The organism is [Lactobacillus] timonensis, from assembly GCF_900240275.1.
Lineage (GTDB): Bacteria > Bacillota > Bacilli > Lactobacillales > Lactobacillaceae > Limosilactobacillus > Limosilactobacillus timonensis.
This window is the reverse complement of record NZ_LT964761.1, coordinates 475207-495525: the sequence shown is the minus strand read 5'-3', so window position 1 is coordinate 495525 and position 20319 is coordinate 475207. Positions and strand designations below refer to the sequence as shown.

General features: G+C 47.1%; 10 protein-coding genes. 4 read left to right on the top strand and 6 right to left on the bottom strand.

Annotated elements, in window-relative coordinates; genetic code table 11:
* Positions 1-51 precede the first annotated feature (51 nt).
* From C1710_RS02385 to C1710_RS02375, 3 genes are read right to left on the bottom strand one after another with little or no spacing between them, the layout of a single operon-like run.
* Positions 52-1284, bottom strand: a complete 1233-nt coding sequence (locus C1710_RS02385) for a sensor histidine kinase (RefSeq protein ID WP_102279643.1) — start codon at positions 1282-1284, stop codon at positions 52-54.
* On the bottom strand, positions 1277-1963 hold the full coding sequence (locus C1710_RS02380) for a response regulator transcription factor (RefSeq protein ID WP_102279641.1): 687 nt from the start codon (positions 1961-1963) through the stop codon (positions 1277-1279). The genes C1710_RS02385 and C1710_RS02380 overlap by 8 nt, the downstream gene beginning before the upstream one ends.
* Positions 1960-2586, bottom strand: coding sequence for a GTP pyrophosphokinase (locus tag C1710_RS02375; protein ID WP_102279639.1), 627 nt, complete (start codon positions 2584-2586; stop codon positions 1960-1962). Before C1710_RS02375 ends, C1710_RS02380 begins: the two co-directional genes overlap by 4 nt.
* 167 nt (positions 2587-2753) lie before the next feature.
* Here C1710_RS02375 and guaA point away from each other — a divergent pair, with 167 nt between their 5' ends.
* The 3 genes from guaA to C1710_RS08240 all read left to right on the top strand — a co-directional run bounded on the left by guaA (position 2754) and on the right by C1710_RS08240 (position 11390).
* Positions 2754-4307, top strand: coding sequence for a glutamine-hydrolyzing GMP synthase (gene guaA, locus C1710_RS02370; protein WP_102279637.1), 1554 nt, complete (start codon positions 2754-2756; stop codon positions 4305-4307).
* 236 nt (positions 4308-4543) lie between these two features.
* Positions 4544-5872, top strand: a complete 1329-nt coding sequence (locus C1710_RS02365; protein ID WP_102279634.1) for a YSIRK-type signal peptide-containing protein — start codon at positions 4544-4546, stop codon at positions 5870-5872.
* A complete protein-coding gene (locus C1710_RS08240; RefSeq protein ID WP_102279632.1) occupies positions 5859-11390 on the top strand; it encodes a mucin-binding protein in 5532 nt (1843 codons plus the stop codon). Before C1710_RS02365 ends, C1710_RS08240 begins: the two co-directional genes overlap by 14 nt.
* Positions 11391-11524: 134 nt before the next feature.
* Here the strand turns inward: C1710_RS08240 and mscL are convergent, their stop codons facing one another.
* The gene (gene mscL / locus C1710_RS02355; protein ID WP_102279630.1) at positions 11525-11947 is read right to left on the bottom strand and encodes a large-conductance mechanosensitive channel protein MscL; all 423 of its coding nucleotides are present in this window, start codon (positions 11945-11947) and stop codon (positions 11525-11527) included.
* A 291-nt stretch (positions 11948-12238) separates the two neighbouring features.
* Here mscL and C1710_RS02350 point away from each other — a divergent pair, with 291 nt between their 5' ends.
* A complete protein-coding gene (locus tag C1710_RS02350; protein WP_180961277.1) occupies positions 12239-16618 on the top strand; it encodes a mucin-binding protein in 4380 nt (1459 codons plus the stop codon).
* A gap of 148 nt (positions 16619-16766) precedes the next feature.
* Here C1710_RS02350 and C1710_RS02345 read toward each other — a convergent pair whose 3' ends face one another.
* Complete coding sequence (locus C1710_RS02345) at positions 16767-18683, bottom strand: LPXTG cell wall anchor domain-containing protein (RefSeq protein ID WP_102279625.1); 1917 nt, start codon at positions 18681-18683, stop codon at positions 16767-16769.
* 235 nt (positions 18684-18918) lie between these two features.
* Positions 18919-20265 (bottom strand): ClC family H(+)/Cl(-) exchange transporter, encoded by a 1347-nt coding sequence (locus C1710_RS02340; protein WP_102279622.1) that lies wholly within the window; start codon positions 20263-20265, stop codon positions 18919-18921.
* Between the last annotated feature and the right edge of the window lie 54 nt (positions 20266-20319).

Here is a 20319-nt window from a genome sequence, read left to right as displayed (position 1 = left end):
GCTCAACCAGCGTCGATCGTTGGTTGGGCTTGTTTAATAACTGCACATCTATTAACTTTTCAACGTAACGGTAAAGCTAATTTGACCATCCTGGTAGTTGGCATTAATTTGACCGTGAAAATCACTGACGATTTGCTTAGCCATCGACAAGCCGATACCGAAACCGCCCTTGGCTTGGTGAGCGGTATCTTCGCGGTAGAAGCGCTCAAAGAATTTCGTGTAATCGACGTCCGCACCAGCTGCGTAGGAGTTGCTGACGATGAGGGCCGGATGGCGTTGATCTTTGAGCGTCAAGCTGACAGTTCCTCCCTGGTCACAGTATTTCTGGGCGTTATCCAGCAGAATATGGACGAGTTCAGGGTAGTAATTATGGTCAACCTGGGCGAAGACATTATTCTGGATATTTACTTGGTACTGGAGCTTGCTTTGCTTCATGACGTTCATAAAGTTGTGGCTAGCTTGCTGGGTTAACCGACTAATATTGGTTTTAGCAATATTGAGGTTGGGTCGTTCGCCAAGCCTGGTAAGTGAAATCAGGTTGTTGATCAACCGGGTCAAGCGGCTAATTTGGTCCTTATTACTGTTAGTCCATTCATTTTCCCCGGTAGTCAGCTCCTGCATTTCGTTATTTGCAGCGATGACGGCCAGTGGTGTTTTCAGTTCATGACCGGCGTTGCTAATAAACTCCCGTTGCCGTTTTTCAGCAATGATCAGCGGGCGAATGGCATACTTGGATAAGCCGACCAGAATAAGGGTGTATAGCAGCATTGATACCAGGCCAATCAAAATAGCAATTTGTAGCAAATCGTAGCTGTTAGCAAGAAGAATCGATTTATCGAGAAAGACGATAAGCGTTTGGTTATTAATTTTTTTCTTCTTATAGGCGTAGGCGGTTTGGTTGTAATAGATGGTTCCTTGATTGCGATGCTGGCGAAAGGCGGTGTGCGAGAGCCGTTTAATAGCATTATCGGGGACCGTTTCAATTTGCCGGTCATCGATCGCGGTAATTTGTCCATTGCCACTAACACGGGTGCTGAAAAAACGGTACTGGAAGATCCGTTCCCGGTTGCGCTGTGGCGACGTTAAAACCGACGGCACCTGTTTAACGTTCGTTGAGCGGCTGATCTGGCCGTTGTTTTCAACCAACGTGTCTAAAACTGAATCAACCTCCTGGTTGTTGCGGTAAAAAGAAGCAAAACTAATACTGCCAATAATGGTCACCAGTACCAGTAAGATTGCAACCGTGGAGATGACAATGAACTTGCGGCGCAGTGTTTTAATCATTGCCTGCCTCCTGAGCGGTTAATTGGTAAGGGCCACCCTTGGGGCCGCTTAAATTAACCCGTGCGTTGACCGCTAGCAGTTTTTGACGCAGGTAAGAAATATTGATCCAGACGTCTTCCGTATCTGCTTGTTCATCGTCGTCATCCCAAGTATGGTTAAGCAGGTCGTCAGCACTGAGGTCCTTGCCAGCGTTTAAGATTAAGTATTGGAGGAGGCGGCTTTCCTTGCTCGACAAGCTAATCGAGTTATCGCTTGTCAGCACTTGTTCGTTACTATCCAGCGTGATGTTACTAAAGTGGAGAACATCGTCGTCCATGTTATCAAAGCGACGCTCTAATGAACGTAAACGCGCCAGCAGTTCTTTCAGTGAAAATGGCTTGGTTAAGTAGTCGTCGGCGCCAGCATCAAGCCCGTTAACTTTATCGTCAACTTCGGAAAGAGCCGTTAGCATGATGACGTAGGTCCGGTCACCGGTAGCACGAATTTCTTTTAGTGCTGCCAACCCGTCCTTGACTGGCATCATGATATCGAGAATCATCACGTCATACGGGTTTTGTTTGGCATGCTCTACGGCCTCTTGACCGTTTTCTACCGCGTCAATGGTGTAGTTGGCCGTGTGTAGTGCAGCGACTAGGACGTGGCGTAATTGCTGGTTATCTTCTGCAATTAAGACTCTCATTGTGGGTCCTCCTCATCATTTTCGTGGATCAGTTGGCGAATCGTCTGCATTTGAATGTCACAGGAAGCAAGCTGATTGGCACACTTTTTCAACTCCTTGCCAATTCGTTGCGTATCTGAGATGTTGTGCTTATATTTGAGTTCGTGTTCCAAACTAGCCCAGGAGTCCATCGCGATAGTCCGCAGTTGGATTTCGACATAATAGTGGCCAGGGAGTTGGTTATCAATATCGCGTTCACCAGTTACCAAATCAATGATGACGTGATAGCTGCGATAACCATTCGGTTTGGCGTGGGTGACGTAGTCCTTTTCTTCCACGATGTTGCACCAGTCAGCTTGACGCAGTGCTTTGAGGTTCCGGTAAATATCGTCAATAAAGTTGCAGACAATGCGGAAACCAATAGCGTCATGGCACCTGCGCAACGCGGATTCGGTATTAACCGGGTAGCCTTTCCGTTGGCATTTTTCAATCATGCTCTGGTTGTCCTTGATGCGGCTGTTAAGGTGCTCGTATAGTTTTGGTTGCCCCTCATCGATGGCCTGAGCATTTAGTTGTTTTAATTGTTCAGTCAGTTGTTGCTGGATTTGGTATAGCGAATGGTCATACCTGCCATAAATATTCATAAGCTGTCTCCTTTGGATTACATACATTATTATAGCTAGTCCTTGTTATCCAGCAAAGAGGAGTAATTTTAAGAATTACTTTAGCGGTCAAAATGCAGTGTTGACCAGCTTTTCTCAAGCACGTACAATAGGACTAGTTTAGCTATCATAAAAGGAGTGTGAAACCAGTGGCCAACGTCAATTTAGACGCCTTCGATAAGATCATTGTCTTGGACTTTGGTAGCCAGTACAACCAGCTGATTACCAGACGGATTCGGGACTTTGGTGTGTATTCTGAACTACTGAGTCACAAGAAGACTGCTCAAGAAATTGCCGCCATGCACCCAAAGGGAATTATTTTCTCTGGTGGACCGAACAGTGTTTACGATCCGAACGCTTTTAAAGTCGACCCTGAGATTTTTAAGCTTGGGATTCCAATTCTGGGGATCTGTTACGGGATGCAGCTGATGAGTTACGATCTTGGTGGCAAAGTCGAAAGCGCCGACGATTCAGAATATGGGCGTGCTGACATCACCGTCACTGACAAGGACAACGTGATGTTTGCCGGCTTGCCGGAGAAACAATATGTTTGGATGAGCCATGGTGACCGGGTCACTGAAGTACCAGCCGGTTTCCACGTGGTTGCTACCAGCAAGAACTGCCCGATCGCGGCAATGGCTGATGACCAGCGGAAGTTCTATGCTCTCCAGTTCCACCCGGAAGTGCGAAACAGTGAGTATGGACTAGACATTCTCAAGCACTTTACCTTTGATGTTTGTGGAGCACAAAAGAACTGGACGATGGATGACTTCATCGACTTGCAAGTCGATGCCATTCGGAAGGAAGTCGGCAACAAGAAGGTCATTTTAGGCCTTTCTGGTGGGGTTGACTCGAGTGTTACTGCGGTCCTCTTGCATCGCGCAATTGGCAACCAACTGACTTGTATCTTCGTTGACCACGGTTTGCTGCGAAAGAACGAAGCACAGCAAGTGATGGACGCCTTGAACCGTGACCTCGGCGTCAACATTATTAAGGTCGACGCTGCCGACCGCTTCTTAGGTAAACTCAAGGGTGTTGATGACCCCGAAAAGAAGCGGAAGATCATCGGCAACGAGTTTATCCAGGTCTTTAACGAAGAAGCCCAAAAGTTGCATGACGTTGACTTCCTGGCCCAGGGGACGTTGTATACCGACGTAATCGAGTCCGGGACGGATACAGCTCAGACAATTAAGTCACACCACAACGTTGGTGGTCTGCCGAAAGACATGCACTTCAAGCTGATCGAGCCACTGCGTAGCCTCTTTAAGGATGAAACACGGGAACTCGGTGAGAAACTGGGGATTCCGCACGACCTAGTATGGCGGCAGCCCTTCCCTGGCCCTGGTTTAGGAATTCGGGTCCTTGGTGAAATTACACCAGAAAAACTCGAGATTGTCCGAGAATCCGACGCGATCTTACGTGAAGAAATTAAGAAGGCTGGATTGCAGGAAAAGATTTGGCAGTACTTTACCGTCGTTCCAGGAATCCGCAGTGTCGGTGTTATGGGTGATCAGCGAACCTATGACTATGCTGTCGGCATCCGGGCGGTAACATCCATCGACGGGATGACCGCCGACTTTGCCCGCATCCCGTGGGACGTTCTGCAAAAGATTTCGGTACGGATCGTCAACGAGGTCGATCACGTTAACCGCATTCTTTACGACGTGACGAGCAAGCCGCCTTCGACAATCGAATGGGAATGAAATATTTGCAACCATTAATGATGGCCTGATTAATATCAGTCATTAAGACGGTTTGGACGCTAAGCACTCGGGTGAAAGCCCGGGTGCTTTTTATTGCCATGAAGAATTAAAACTAATGTTATAATATTTATATTGAGAAATAAGTTAATATATGATTAGTAGCTGGTAAATGATATTGCCTTGCAGTAACAAACAACTATTGGGTTTGATAACTATTGAGGAGCGAATAAAAGGATATGGTTTCGAAAAACAATCTTGAATATAAAAAGCGACAAAGTGCTCAGCAACTCCCGCATTATGGACTGCGGCGATTGAGCGTCGGTGTTGCTTCTGTACTGTTGGGGACCTCCCTGTACTTAGGGGTCAATAATTCAGTGGCTAACGCTGATACAGTTACTCCTGGGGAAACGGATAAACCAACAGTGGCGACTAACGCGTCAGCCATTGTCGCTAACCAGCAATCTTCAGTTGTACCACTAAAAACGGCTGGGAATTCTCAGCAAACGGCGGCCGCAGAAACTGATCAGCAGCTTAATAACCAGTTAGCCGCCAATCAGTCGGCGGAAGCACAAACGACAGTGCACCTCACTGGCGACAATGATTCGGCTACCCTTGACGTTGCCAACGCGAATGCGGGCGATACCTATAAGGTTGTTTTCCGGGCTGACCCGCACTTGACCATTGATTACACACCAGGTCCACTTACTCAACAAGGGGTAATGGACTCAACGCAGACAGTTGATGCGGATGGGACCAAAACGTATTCAGGTAAATTTCTCAAGTCCGCAACGATTAACCAGCCATTTATCGTGAAAAATGGGTACCGGCAAGATATCTTGAATACTCCGGGGACGTATTACAATTACGCCGATTTGTACTTCAATGGTAAGCTAATCAACACCATTAAATTTGCCGTTGAAATTCCTCGTCAAGCGGTCAACGCACGTTGGGATTCCGTGGATGAGCATGGCAATCCCGTTCCAGAAGGTATTTCCAAGTTTAAATACCATGAGGACCATGAAGGCTACTGGTTAATTCCTGGTGATGATCAGCAGTATCAATATTCACTGACTGTCGATGGCTTGCCAGCTTCATTTGACCACCAGGGAGTTAACGTGAACATTGGCGTGCCCCAGGAGTTTGTTGTCGACGGAGTGACTGGGCAGAGAGTTAGCGGGACAAAACACGATGAGAAATTAACGAAGGATAAGGATTTTGCCTTTTCTCAGGATGCTAGCGGCGTCCATATTACCCTCCGCAAAGGCCTCGATGATTATTCTGCTGTTAATCCGCAATTTAAGTTTGTTTTGATTGGCCATTACCACATGGCTAAACCAGACCAAGCAATAACCCTGACACCAGCAAATGGTTCAACGGTTAGTGGTAACGACGGGGCCGGCGCGCTCAGTGCCCAGTGGGCAGGAATTCAAGCTCCCATTATGGGAAAGAATTCTTGGCAGGGTTATAGTTTTGGCGATTTGGTAACGCCCCGTTTGGATGTTAATCCTGATGATGTCAACGTTCAGTTAGCCAACGGCAAAACAGTGGCCAATGCCTATTGGTAATGCCTATTGGTTGAACCAGAGTCATGCTGACAAGGCCTGGTTTACCGCTTCCTTTACCAACTCCACGTTAGTCGATGCTCCAGCTGGTGCCGTTACTTTCTATATGCCTGACCACTACGAACTTACGAGTCTGAAAGCTGACAACCTGAATGCATTGACTGATGTTACCTACCACTATGCCGATGGTTCGACGAGTACAACGTTAGATAGTAAGAAACATGTCACTGCTATTTCTGGCACTATCAAATTAGCTAATTCCCAAAGTGGCAATAATAAGCTTACTGTGGATTTTGTGGGACATTTGGATCCCAACCACCAGTTCCAGCAAGAAGAAAACTTAGTTGCTAGCATTGGTGCAGATGGCGATAGTACCTATCTGCCGGGGGTGCTGACGACGGTCGATTTCGTCAAACGTCCCCAGCCGTCTTATGATTCCGCAACGATTCAAAACCAAATTGCCTCGACCGTTCTGGGCACGAATGCATCGGCAGGAGAAATCTGGGCGGCAATTCATCGCTGGCAAAACCTGGATCATTCGACTGCGCGGTTTACCGTTACTATTCCAAAGAACACTGTTGTTGATTCCATTTCTCAAAATGGTAATTACTGGCAGGACCCGGTTTACACCACTACTGCTAATGGTCAGCAACAGCTTATCTTTAAATTACGGCCTAACCTGACCAATGCACAATTGGCAAACATTAAGCAAACACCAGTTGTCAGTTTGCGGTCAACTTCCATTTATATTCCAGCAATCAAATCAGAAGATGGTTCTGCTGAAATCGTTATGAACGGTGATGAGCAAGATCATTCAAACTTTGCCGTTTCTCTCATCGCCGCCACTGCTGACTATCTGCTCACTACTGCCCAAGGAAACTTAAATGCCGCTGCGTTGGCTCAGGCAACCAATGACGACAAGAAAACCGCTCAGGTAACATTAAATTATGACTTTGTGAATGGTAACCCCAATACCAACCTTACTGGGCTAACCCTTTTAGGTAATTTACCACAAAAACAAGATGGCAAGTCCCAAGTGGATCTTCAACTGACGGGCCCTGTTCATTTAGTAGACTATTTAACTGGGCAAACGATTGATAGTGATGCTGTCATTTCATATTCAACTAGCTATTATCAGCCTGGGTCCGTTAATAAGGCGGATTTAACAAATTTTGTTTCCGCCGATCAAGTCCACGACTGGTCTCAAATCAAGAGCTTTAGGGTGGACTTGAAACAACCACTAACTGGCGGCAGCGTTTGCCAAATTCAGGCCCCCGCACGAGTTGTGAACCAGGTTAATAATGTTAATAAGGTGGCATACCTTTCCGGGGCGGTCTTTGGTGACGGGATTATGCCTTACCGCTTAGTGCCTGTGGGAAACGGCAGTGCCCAGATTAAGATTCAAGGGGTCTCAACAATTCATCAAAAGATACACTATGTTGATGCCGCGGGTCACGACCAGTACCTGGACTTAGGGAAGAGTCATGATATTCAGTTGACCGATAATGTGGACCAACTGACAATTAATGGGTTCCCGGCTGACGCTGAGGGTGTTCTTCCGCAGTACTACCACTGGGATCAAAAAGCTCCTCAGATTGAAAACAACACCAATGCTGACTATCCGGACGGTTTAGCCAACAAAACTGCCCAATTCAATACCACTTCTCAGTACTACTTTGATAGTGATACCATCGTGTGGAATCTAGTGGCTGACCAACAAGAGCAGGTGACAGTTGACCAGTTGATCAGGTATCATTACTACGGTTCTAATAAGCAGGCCGCTCCAGACTATACGAAGTCGGTGTTGGCAACTGTCTACCTTAACCCGTTTACCAGGGCGGTTGATGGAATTGAATTACAGCAAGAGTTGCCGGCAGTGATATCACCTGATATTAAGAATTACCGTGCGATTTATGGCAAGTTTAATGCTTGGCAGGCGCAGCACCAATACAAAGCCAATACCGCTCTTATTTTGGATTTGGAACATCACGCGGCACATATTCGAAACGATGACTATTACGTCAGCGCGGCTGCTCAGCTAGTCGTTGTTGATCCAAACACTCATATGGCGAAAAAGGTCGATTTGGCTTACGATGATGGTTCCCATCAGATTAAATTCGCGGATACTGATGACAGTCTGAAGCTTGCTGGCTACCAAATGCACGTTTATTACCTGAATACAGATGGGATGCCAGTTTATAATGACGATCTTCATCGGGGCTACCCATGCTTTAACCTGAAGACCGACCCGTTAATTTACCCGCACGCAATTGATGAAAATTCGGGTACCGAGATTTCCCCGCAGCAAAGCAACTATTTGCGCTTCGATAATTCTTTCCCGGGCTACGATTCACTAACGGCAGCGATGGGTGCTAAGGACGACGAAGGCAAGTCTCAAGATAGGTATGATGATCAAATCGACATCTCGGAAGATAGTGATGGACGAGTAACGTTGACACCGACACAGCTATTCTTTGTGTTCTACACACCGGTCAAGCAAGAACTGCAGGAACAGTTTTTGATTACCGCTGATAACGACCCACTGGCCAATTCGAAGTCTGATTTCTTGAAGCACCTGGCCATTCCGCAGACGCAGGCGGAGGCAGCAAAATCTGACCTTTACCAAAGTACGGGGAAAGCCGGGACGGTCATTTTTCCGAAAGCTGATGGTACCAACGGTGTGCAGTTGCCGCTACCGACTGATCCTTACATGGGTGGGATGATTGACCTTAATTCACCACAGTATTCTAGGTTTAAACAGTGGTTGATTGATAACGGTTATTCGACAGCAGAAGACATTGAATCGACTGGGGTAAACTTCAATAACAGTATGCGTCCCGGTTACGTGATTGACCGCGCAGATTACCAGTTTACCAATGATGCAGGGGTTACCAACACCTACAGCATCCAAATGCACACTACTAAGGAACTGTCGGCACTCATCAAGGAGCAGCCACACGCGAAAGTGGTTCTTTCCGAAGGCAGCACCACCCTGAGCTATAAGACGAATATGACCGGGGATGCTGAAAACGGCTTCCAGGGTGATGACCTCTTTGATCAGTATGTCCCAACCTACAGTGACTTCCGCAAAGTCAGTGCCCACCACTATATTCTGGACGTTTATAACACCGTCTCTTACTCTGATAACCAGCCAGCCATCCCTGTCCTGCTGTCGATGAAAATCTTTAACCCCAATGGACAGAATTACAGTCCAAGCATGCTCTTTGACCAAACCGCCCACGAGGCTGGAACACCAGACCCGCACCCGCAAGTACTGAATGTTCACTTTAAGAAACTGGGTGCGACGGATATGTTTAATATGAACGGGAACATTGAAGTCCATTACCAGGATGTCTCCGATTTGAACCCCAACCAGAATGGTAAATATGTTTACGGTGGCGGATATGATGCTAATGGGCACTTTAGTCAAGGGATAAATTATGATGCTGATAAGTTGACTAATGCTGCCAGTCAAGACCCGGCCATTGGCAGTCTGGTGAACGGTCAGTCCGGCCCTTCTGGGGCAAGTAAAACCTATCAAGTGGGACCAGGCAGTAATGGTGGTAGTGGAGTAGTTATTTCATTTACTCACGCTGGGGATCCATCCGGAATGACTGATCAGCAAGATAAAGCTGCCCAGTGGAAGCATTACGATATCAGCGCCGTGAATAACTATGTTGCTAATGATGATCAATACGTCATTGTGCAAGAAGACCCGCAGGCCCAAAATGGTGATCATACCTGGGAACTGTTAAACGCAGCGGGGTACGCCAGCGAGGAGGACCCGACAGGTGAAAAGACCTTAGTAAAGCACATGCTGGAGGCGGGTGGTGATTGGTCAATGTTTGGACAGTCTTACCCGCAGGTTTACTATGTTTACCTGAAGCGAAAGCAAAAGATTAATTACCGGGTATTGGTTGAAGATAAGGACGGCCAGGTGGTTAAAACGTTAACGCCAGAAACATTGCTTGGTGTTGGCGGTTCAAATGAGCCAGTCGCGACGACCAAATTAAACGGGGCAATGAGCTCTGATCCAACTACTCTTGGCGATCGCTACCAATCAATCCTCAGTCAGTTGGCTGACCGTGGATTCCAAGCCGTCACCGCGACTAATGGTCAGCTCAAGGTTAGTGATTCACTATCACAGTTAACCTTTGATAATGATGCCACCAAGGACCAATTGCTGACTATCTACGTTACCCAACCGAAAGTCGTCCAGGTTCACTACATTGACGTTGATGGTTCGGCTAAGTCCGGCAATTATACCGTGAACGACGGGACTGATATTCTGAACCATATGCAAGCTATCTCGGGACTGGCCGGGAGTGACTACCACAATCAGCTGTGGAACTGGGAGGCGGACGGGTATGCCTTAGCTACTGATGCCCACCAGATTGATCCGGAGACTACTCAAGGTTCCTTTAAATTAACTGACCCATCATCGCGGGCTTTCTATATTTACCTGAAGCATGGTAAGCAGGCGGTTAATGACCACGAGGTAGTTAAACAGGAAACCATTCACTACGTTTACGCTGATGGCCGCCAAGCGTTGCCAGATTACCACGCACCAGCGATTACTTTTAACCGGACTGGTGTCAAGGACCTGGTGACTAATGAAACTGCCTGGAACCCGTGGACAACTGATAATGATACTTTCGCCGCAGTCACTAGTCCGGCAATCGAAGGTTACACGCCGGACAAGCACTCATTGTCAGCGCAAACGGTAAGTCCAGCAGATAATGACATTGACTTAACTGTTACCTACGCCGCTGATCCTCAAAAGATAACAGTCAACTACATTGATGACGTTACCGGCAGAACGCTGAAGACTGACAAGCTGACGGGCTGGTCGGATAAAAATAGCGGTTATAGTACTAACCAGACTATTGGCGAGTACTTAGAACAGCATTATCAATTGGTCAGTGATGACAGCCAGGGTCAAGAACTGGTTTACGATCATGACTCGGTAGCGGACCAAGTTTATAATGTTCACCTGACCCACGCTACGCAACCAGTAAGTGACGTGGTCGACAAACATGAAACTATTCACTACGTTTACACCGATGGCCGCCAAGCATTGCCTGATTATCAGGCACCAGTACTGATTTTTAACCGGACTGGTGTCAAGGATCTGGTGACTAACGATATCACTTGGAATCCGTGGACGACTGATAATGATACTTTCGCGGCAGTTACTAGCCCAACAGTTGCTGGCTACCTGCCTGATATCGACCAGGTTGACGCCGTTAAGATGGCTGCGGAGAATGATGACGTTGAAAAGACGGTCACCTATACGGCAGCTCCAAACGGCAATCGACCGGGTCAGCCGGGAGTTCCTGGCAACAATCAGCCGGTCGCTGGAAACCAGGAGGACGCATCATTTAGCAACCACACTGCGCAACAGCGAAACCAGCAATTGCCACAAACTGGTAACACTGGCAATCGCTGGGCCGTAGTCGGGATGGCGCTGTCTTCGATGATGGGTTTGATCGGCTTAGGGAAGCACCATAAGCAAGATTAATCGACTAGTTTTGGTTGTTGAAACTAATAAGACAGGCACCTACCACTTCAAACGGGAGGTGTTTTTTTGCTCGCTAAAAAGCTGTTGATAATAAAGTGGCCGTTAGCTCCGGTAATGGAGACTAACGGCTTTGCTTATTTAATGGGTGATGGATCAGGTCCCTTGCTGGCAACAGAATTATTGGCAGTATCCTGCTGTTTTTTCAGGGTATCAGCGATTTCCTTGAGGTATTGCACCTCAGCACTGGGAGCTTCTTCTTGAGGTTCTTCTTTCTTACTGAAGTGGTTGACTGCTTTGACGAGAATGAAGACCACGAAAGAGATAATGAGGAAGTTGATTACCGCGTTTAAGAATGAACCAACCTTGAACTGGGCGGCCCCAACAGTGAAAACAATGTTGGACAAGTCGATCTTACCAACGAACAGCCCGATTAGCGGGTTGATCAGGTAAGCGACCAGGTCCTTAACGATAGTGGTGAAAGCAGAACCCACAATAATCCCGACTGCCATGTCCATGACGTTGCCACGGGCGATAAATTTTTTGAATTCTTTTAACATCTGTCTCCTCCTTATCAACTTTTACTAATTTAATTTTACCAAACAACCATTTTGCGGCCAAAACGAAACCTTTGGGGGACTGCTAGCTTGAAGATTTCTTAAGAATTGAGTAGACCATTATTCGAAGAGATTTAGCAAGTAATTATCTAGCAGCCCAGCTGAGTTAATTTATCAACCGAAATAGTAAAAGTATGCAATGAATAATTTGCTTTGCAATATAAAGATTTATAATAAAGATATAAGCTTTAATTAATGATCGAGCAACAGATGATAGTGAGGAGACGACACGTAATGCTGTCAAAAAACAATCGGCAATTAATCAATCAGATGAATGCTCAGCAACGTCAGCGGTTTGGCTTGCGAAAATTCACGGTCGGGGTAGCTTCTGTCTTATTTGGGACAACGTTTTTCCTGAGTGGAGTGGCCAACGCGGACACTGTTTCGGCCCAGGGCAATCCCACCACACCGACAACCGATCAGTCGATAGTTACTAATGAAACAACCAATGCTACCAATAACAGTCACCAGGATCAGCGGGCTGCGGGGGGACATGAGCAGGCAACCACTGATAACCAGTCTGCTGCGACCGGAAAAGTGAGTGAACAAAGTGTGAGCGCCGTTCCTGCTGCCCAGCGTTCGACGGCTAACGACGCTGACGTCAGCAACTTAACCTTTACCGGTTCCGTCAACGGTTTTAAAAATACAACGGCGGGGAAAGCAGCTATGGATACCACCTTTAAGGCGGGTAATACGGCCGACTTAACCTACACCATGCGTGGTGCCGGTGATACCAGCAAGTTACAAAATCAATACTGGCCGGTCACGAGCCACTATTTAGCAATGCTGCCGGCTGGCTTTGAGTTGGCTAACGGGAACAACTCATGGGTCACGGATTTTCCTGCTAGTGATTATCAGATCACTGCACTAGGAGAAGTGGGGCCTAATGGCGAATATGTTTACCTGATTACTCTCGATAAGACGCCATACTATGGTGTACCGGTCTCCTTCACTGCCCATATGGTGGCCACGAGTAATTTGGCGACTGCCGGGGGACATGACTATCAAGGATTTCCGGTTCCGGGACTACTGATGGCGCTTAATGATAACGGGCTCTTTGATGGCAGTCACAATATCACCCTCGGTAGCCAAACCTACCAGGTCAGCAATTGCAGTGCGTTTCTTCATGGTAATAATTTAGGGGCAGAGATTAAGTACACCCTGGTTCCAGGCGTTAACCAATTATCGACCAATAATTACCAAGTTACTAACCTGACGTCGGCAAAGCAGGACGTTACGGGGGTCGGTAACGCTGGTTACGAAGAAATCACCCCAACGATCAAGCTGACCGGGGATGTTCATGCTGGTGACTACATTGACTTCCACCTTGGCATTCCATATACGGATAGTCAAAATAACCAGTTGGCGTATGAACTTTATGATAATCACCTTGCTGCCAACTTTGCGGTGGCCAACATCGGGATGGTTTACAACATGGGCGATTACTACCGGCTAGTCTTTAACGATTCGGTAGAATCACTAAACCACCCGACCTTTGACCTTAACTTACGGTGGGGTTCATCGAACAACCAGGCATCCTTGAACAATGACGGGGCGATTTATGTTTACCGGGCGACGAGCGATCCGAATAAGGACCGGACAACCTTTACCTACCGGCCAACCAATGATGTGACCATCAATGGTCAGACCATGGCAAGCGGTTTGAGCGTTAAGGGCGAATATGTATATATTGCGCAGCCGATTGCGACTGGTAACCAGCACGTTGGAGCAATTTCTGTTCCGTCAGTTAATCGGACCTGGAACCAACAGGGAGATGTTTCAGTTGACACTCACTGGTCCAGCACTCAGGGTGTCGCGCTGTCGACAGCAGATAGTGGTAATGAGTTCGACCTCAAGGTGACGATTACGAAAGATCCGCATGGGTTGGTTAACTATGCCTTTACGACGGCAGACGGAATGAAACAGGCAATTGAGAAGAGTATTGCAACCATCGATACGCACCAGCTAACTAATGGCGTCCAAAACGATAGCGGGACCTTTGTGAAATTAGATACAACGAATGGTCAAAAGCCGGCGGTTAATGTTAGCGTAACGATGACGACCACGGCAGACAGCAGTGACCCGAATAAAATTACGGCTGTTTGGCATGTTAAGCTCGCTAATGCTGATCCGTCATCGACTGCCAAAATCCAGTTAACGGGATCAGTGGCGACGGTTGTTGCTAGTGCTGATAATTTCACGATGCCAACGGGGATTACGTCTTACCAGCAAGATATTGACAATGAGGTCCACACAGCCAATTACAGCGGTGCCAAGACTGGCAACGAAGCGCTGATGAACGTCTTAAAGGACCTTCCTGTCGCTTTGACGCAGGTTGTTTCCTACAAGGATGGGCAGCCGAGTGAAGCGTCGGGTGTCTTTGGTGGACCGTGGACTGGTAGTATCAATTATATTGGTGATGCTAAGGTTCAAGGTGGTGGTTCCGCAAGTGATCTGATTACAGCGACTATCACGATTAAGGACCAGGCCGGTCATGTTTTGACGCCAACAGCATTGACTTATCAGGGCGCTACTGGGACAACGATCAAGTTTGCGGGCCTGCAAAACGTCTACAATGGTCTGTCTGGCTTCCACTTCGTCAAGGCAGTCAGTGTGAAGAATGGGGTCGAAACACCGTTGACCAACTTGGACTTGACGAAACTGGACAGCGATAGTTTTGGCACGGCCAACAAGAATAACCCAACGGAGTTTGTGATTTATCTGCAGAGAGACCAGTCTCAGCAGACGGCGGCCCTTAATTTTGTCGACGATACCGACACAACGAATAACCTGGGCAGTCACAACCTTAGCGCGCAGGGGAACGAGGGCAGTGTCATTAGCTTTTCTCACCTGGAGCCAACGTTAAGGACTTTGACTGACCAACATTATGTTTTGGTCAAGGTTACCAACGTTGCTGGTGAAACAATTAGCGGGAGTGATCCGCAAAACGTTGATTGGTCCACTATCTTTGGACAGTATGGCAACAGCGCTGCTAGCTTTACCATTCACTTGAAACACGGAACTCATGCTATTCATGATGCTAAGACGGTTAGTGAAACGGTTCATTATGTGGCAACAGATGGTTCAACCGTTCCAGCTGACCATATGTCAAAGGTTGACTTTGCCCGTGATGGTTACAACGATGAAGTCACCGGGGACGATCACTGGAACGCATGGCAGCCAAGTGACAGTCACCAATTTGTGGCAGTGACAACACCGGTTAAGGCTGGTTATACACCAGACCAGCAGTTCGTTGCAGCACAGACAGTGACGCCAAAGTCCCAAGACCTTAGGTTTACGGTGACCTACACGCCTGATGCCCAGCATCTGACGGTTAAGTTCATCGATGATACAGATAACGGCAAGACTCTTAAGACCGTTACGAAGAATGGTGATAGCGGGGCAGATACAGGATACAATACTAAGCAGGACATTAAGAACTTCCTGGCTGAGCATTATGAGTTAGTTAGCGATAGTACGAATGGTCAGCCCCTGAAGTTTGATGATGACGATGAGTCTGACCAACAGTACGAGGTCCACTTGAAGCACGCCATGGAGGCAACGAGTGACTCTAAGAACGTTACTGATACCATCCACTATGTTTATGCGAATAATAGCAAGGCAGCTGATGACTACACTGCTAGTGTTGACTTTAAGCGAACCGGGACTAAGGACCTGGTTACTAACAAGATTAACTGGAATGCTTGGACTCCGACAGCTACCCATCAGTTCGTGTTAGTTCAGTCACCACAAATTAGTGGTTACACGCCAAGCGACTCAACTATTCAGGCGATGACGGTATCACCGACTAGCGATAATATTGTTCGAACCGTGACCTACAATGCTGATGCGCAAAAGATTACGGTAACCTTTATTGACGATACTGATAACGGCAAGATCCTTAAGACTGTTACTAAGACTGGGGTCACCAACGCTGCTGCAGGATATAGTACTGCAACTGACATCCAGAATTATGAAGGCCAGCACTACGTATTGGTAAGCGACAATACTAATGGTCAAGCCCTGAAGTTTGATAACAATGACAGTGTTGATCAGCAGTATGAAGTTCACTTCAAGCATGCCACTCAACCAACCAGTGACTTCAAGATAGTCACTGAAACCATTCACTATGTTTATGCTGATGGGAGGCCAGCAGCTGCCGATCACACCGCGAGTGTAAAATTTGACCGTACGGGGACGACTGATCTTGTCACTAACCAGACTACCTGGAATTCCTGGACTCCAGCAGGTAATCGATTTGCTAGTGTGCAGTCACCACAAATTAACGGCTACACGGCGGACCAGTTAGTGGTGGATGCAAGGGCGGTTACGCCGCAGAATGATAATGTTGAAAAGACGGTTATTTACACAGCTAACCCGGTGCCCGTTGAATCAACTACTCCAGAGCAAACTGGTAGTAGCACGACCATGGAGGGTCGAGATTCGAACCAGTTGGTCAGCGGCACTATCCAGGAAACAGTAGCCACACAGCGGCAGAATCCGCAACAGTTGCCCCAAACTGGAAATCACGATTCTACGTCCCTGGTGGTGCTTGGCTTGGCCAGCTTTCTCAGTCTCTTTGGCTTTGGGAAGAGCTTACACAAGCGGCGCTAGGAGTTTTCAGTTAAATTGAACAAACTTAAAAATGGTCGTCAACGTTCCGGATAAGTAGGACGTTGGCGGCCATTGCTGTTTTTTGCCTGAAGATTAGCTGCAATCAGACAGATGAAACATTGTGTGGAAAATGTCATGCGGTGTTTGTTTACCTATTGTTATTTTTTTGTTGTTTCAGTCTTACACCGAGCATCATCACCAGGCTAAGGCTGGCTAAGCCGATGAGGGCAGCGAGGTTTTGCTTGTTGCCTGTTTGCGGTAAAGCAATGACGGAATATTTAGTAGTTGTTTGCTCTCCTGGGGTAGAAATTATCGTGTTCACTATGGTTGAATCGTTAACAACAGGATTACTGCCATTAGGGTTGGCGGAAGTACCACCTGTACCGTGGCTGGAATCATTCCCCGGCTCTGTTAGAGCAACTGGCCTTTCCACGGGTTGGTAGGTTATGTTGAGCGTTACGTCAGCCGTCTGATCGGTGACAACTTCACTAGGAATTTGGCTACTGATGTCAGGTGAACCATCGACCAGCATGGTGTATCCAGAAATGACAGGGATGCTGAATTCATTCCAGCTGTGATTGCCATTTGCCAAGCTGATCCAGGAACCAGGATCGTCAGGGTCATTACCGGTAAGAACCTTCCATTCCGGTTGGCTAAGTTCAGTACCCGAGATGCCATCATAATATACGAACTTTTGTAAATGAACGACCTGCTTGGTGGTTGTTGTCTGGCCATCAAGAGCTGTCACGTTAATCGTTCGTGTTGGGTGGACCTCTTCACCAATTTTACCGTAACGCCGGTATATTACGGCAATGTTGTAGGTCAGACCATCAGGCGAGCTAATAGCGTCACTAAAGACGGGGTAATCGGCAACACCGTTAATTTGGTGGAATGTATCATCAGGACCAAAGTAACCATAAACTTGAAAAGCACTATCTGGTTCATCATAAACTAAGACGATATATTGATTAAGGTATTTTTCGGCATCGGCATAAATCTGGTTAGCAGATAATGCCTGCCCATATTCAACCTGGGCGACGTTCTTGTAGACCGCTGCGGAGTTTGGATATTCAGCGCCATAAGCATTGTAGATGTTGCCATCGAGGTTCTTAAAGACAAAACTAATTGGTGCGTTGAAAGTAATCTTTTCACCGATACTTACCAAGCCGGTAATATTTTGACTATTGTACGCTCCATGGTAAGTAAAAGTGCTTCCATTATTGTTTAAAGTAATTGTAGCGCCAGTCAAATAGTAATGACCGTCACGTTTAATCACGTTGTCTGGACCCGGAAATTTCATCTGTGGATGATAGGCTGACGGAATACCGTTATTGGTAATTTCAATTTCTGGAATCGTAATGGGGGTGCCATTGTCAATTAAGGCGTAAGCATGGCTTAGCGTGTTAGACCCACTGGCGTTTTGAATCGTCACGTTCCGGACAAAGTAGTTGACGGTAAAGTGCTGGTTAGCAGCTTCGGTGAGAAAACCAGCATCAAAGTGAATTGGCTGCACCTGCATTCCATCAGCAAATGTTCCCTCCGGTGGTAACCAATCCAGTGCCTCCCAGCGGTCGTTAACCGCCATTTGAATAATTTGTTTGTTAATTATCCGGCCGCTAACACCACCGTCAAGGTGATAGTGTTCGTAGTAGTAAATATTAATTACCCGTTCATAATTGTTATTCCAGTCAGCAGGATGGTCAGAGGAAGAGTGATCATTGTTATGAATCACTGGCTGTTGGGTGGCTATCCCCTCTTCAATCGCTGTTTCGTTCTCTGCTGGCACAGCTTGTGGTTGGTTAACAGTATTGTTATGAGCATTCTGGTTAGTTCCAGGAGTGCGCAATGACAGATCGCCCTGGTGTTGGGCAATCTGATCAGCAGAATGCTGCTGTGATGCTGATTCAGTATTGGCCATTCGCGGCTGATCAGCGTTTGGGGCGGTATGGGGATCGTCCGCAAAAGCTGTTGACACTCCCACTAAAATTGGCAAAAGTAGTGAGGAACAGCCGATTACCCATTGTTTTTGATATTTATAAATTTGATATCGTTGTACTTTTTTCAAAATTGGCTTCCCTCCAGGGATTATTCGGGTCGTTCAATAACGATAATAAATCGTCTACAGCAATTTAATAATGTTTGCTCTTGAAAGAATTATTATTTCTAGCGCTACTGTTTCGTTCTTGAGTAAGTTAGGGATCAGGGCTGATTCAGTGGACAAATATTGCAAGAAAGTGTCATTTCCATATACAGTAAACCGTTTTTCGCTTGAAGTTTTAGAAGCAAGTAATTAAATAATTTTAGGAATGCTTTGGGAAACGCATTTCACGCCGCAGAGCAGCGTAGATTGGCTGACCGCCAAGGAGGTTACTGGTGACGTAAGCGACAAATGTCAGGACGACCATTGGCAGAGCTTGGTCAACGGTTCCAACCATTTCACAAAGTAAGGTGACGGCCGTGAAGGGAGCTTCTTCAATAGCGCCAAAATATGCCGCCATCGTAATAACAACCATGTTGACATAGCAAGCGGCCGGGAGTAAGTGCTGGTGGATAAGGAGAACCGCGACGAAGGCGCCTATTAGTGCGCCGAGAGCGAGGATGGGCATGAAAATGCCTCCAGGGACAGATGCTCCGTAACTAACCATGGAAAAGACAAAGCGGATAACAAAGAAGAGACCCAACATAAAGAGGAGGTTGCTCCAATCAAGCTTTGGCGACATATTAGCAATATCGTTAATGAAGACGTGGCTACCACCGAGAATGTGGGCGTTCCATAAACCAATTGGGATGACTAAGATCAGCGGAATCGCTGAGTGATAGATAGCCGGTAAAGCGGGAACCTTACTGTACAGCCAGCGTAAGCTCAAGAGGCAGTATTGGTAAGCAAAGGCTAGGACACCGATAATGATACCAAGCGGGATCAACCAAGCATAACTGCGTTTTGGCAGGTTGACCATGATGGGAAGGTAGAGACACGGCTTTGTGCCGAAAAAGATCAACGTCACAAAGTCAGAAGCACACGCTGCGGCCAGTGCGGTCACCCAACTGCGAGGCTTGAAATTAAAGGTGATTTCTTCGAGTAAAAAGAGAACACCAGCCAACGGTGCACTGAAAGCGGCCGAAAGACCAGCAGCTACCCCGCATCCTAGAAGGAAGTGACGGTCCTCTTCTGGCGTATGGCACAAGTCGGCCACTTCTTGACCGACACAGGCACCCATTTGAATACAGGGACCTTCCCGTCCTAAAAAGAGGCCGGTGCAAATTGCGAGCAAGCCACCAATAAATTTCCGCCATAAGGTCTGCATGGCGTTCATGGAATGCTGCCCCAGTAGAATGGCCTCAATCTGGGGAACACCAGAACCAACGAGGTCAGTGAGGTGTCCCTTCAAGATTTTGCCAAGAACGAAAATAATAATAATGGTTAGTGCCAGGTAAGGGATTAAGAGTAACCAGTTGGCCGCCATCAGGGGGTAGATGATGGTTAATAATTTGAGCGTCTGGTCAATAATCCATCGAAAAATGCTGACAATCAGTCCGGTTACCAATCCAACGATGATTCCCTGGATAATGAGTGGTAATAGGTTTGATGAAAAGGGTGCAGCGAGCACGTCACGTGCCCGCACCACGGTATTTTGGTAGTGTTTCAACGTCTTCTCCTAATGATTCGCAACATGAAGTCTTTATGATTACATCTTCATTAT

Coding starts and splice junctions, on each gene's coding strand:
- C1710_RS02380 (WP_102279641.1), bottom strand. CDS start 1,963: ATGAGAGTCTTAATTGCAGAAGATAACCAGCAATTACGCCACGTCCTA.
- C1710_RS02350 (WP_180961277.1), top strand. CDS start 12,239: ATGCTGTCAAAAAACAATCGGCAATTAATCAATCAGATGAATGCTCAG.
- C1710_RS02375 (WP_102279639.1), bottom strand. CDS start 2,586: ATGAATATTTATGGCAGGTATGACCATTCGCTATACCAAATCCAGCAA.
- C1710_RS02365 (WP_102279634.1), top strand. CDS start 4,544: ATGGTTTCGAAAAACAATCTTGAATATAAAAAGCGACAAAGTGCTCAG.
- C1710_RS08240 (WP_102279632.1), top strand. CDS start 5,859: ATGCCTATTGGTAATGCCTATTGGTTGAACCAGAGTCATGCTGACAAG.
- mscL (WP_102279630.1), bottom strand. CDS start 11,947: ATGTTAAAAGAATTCAAAAAATTTATCGCCCGTGGCAACGTCATGGAC.
- C1710_RS02385 (WP_102279643.1), bottom strand. CDS start 1,284: ATGATTAAAACACTGCGCCGCAAGTTCATTGTCATCTCCACGGTTGCA.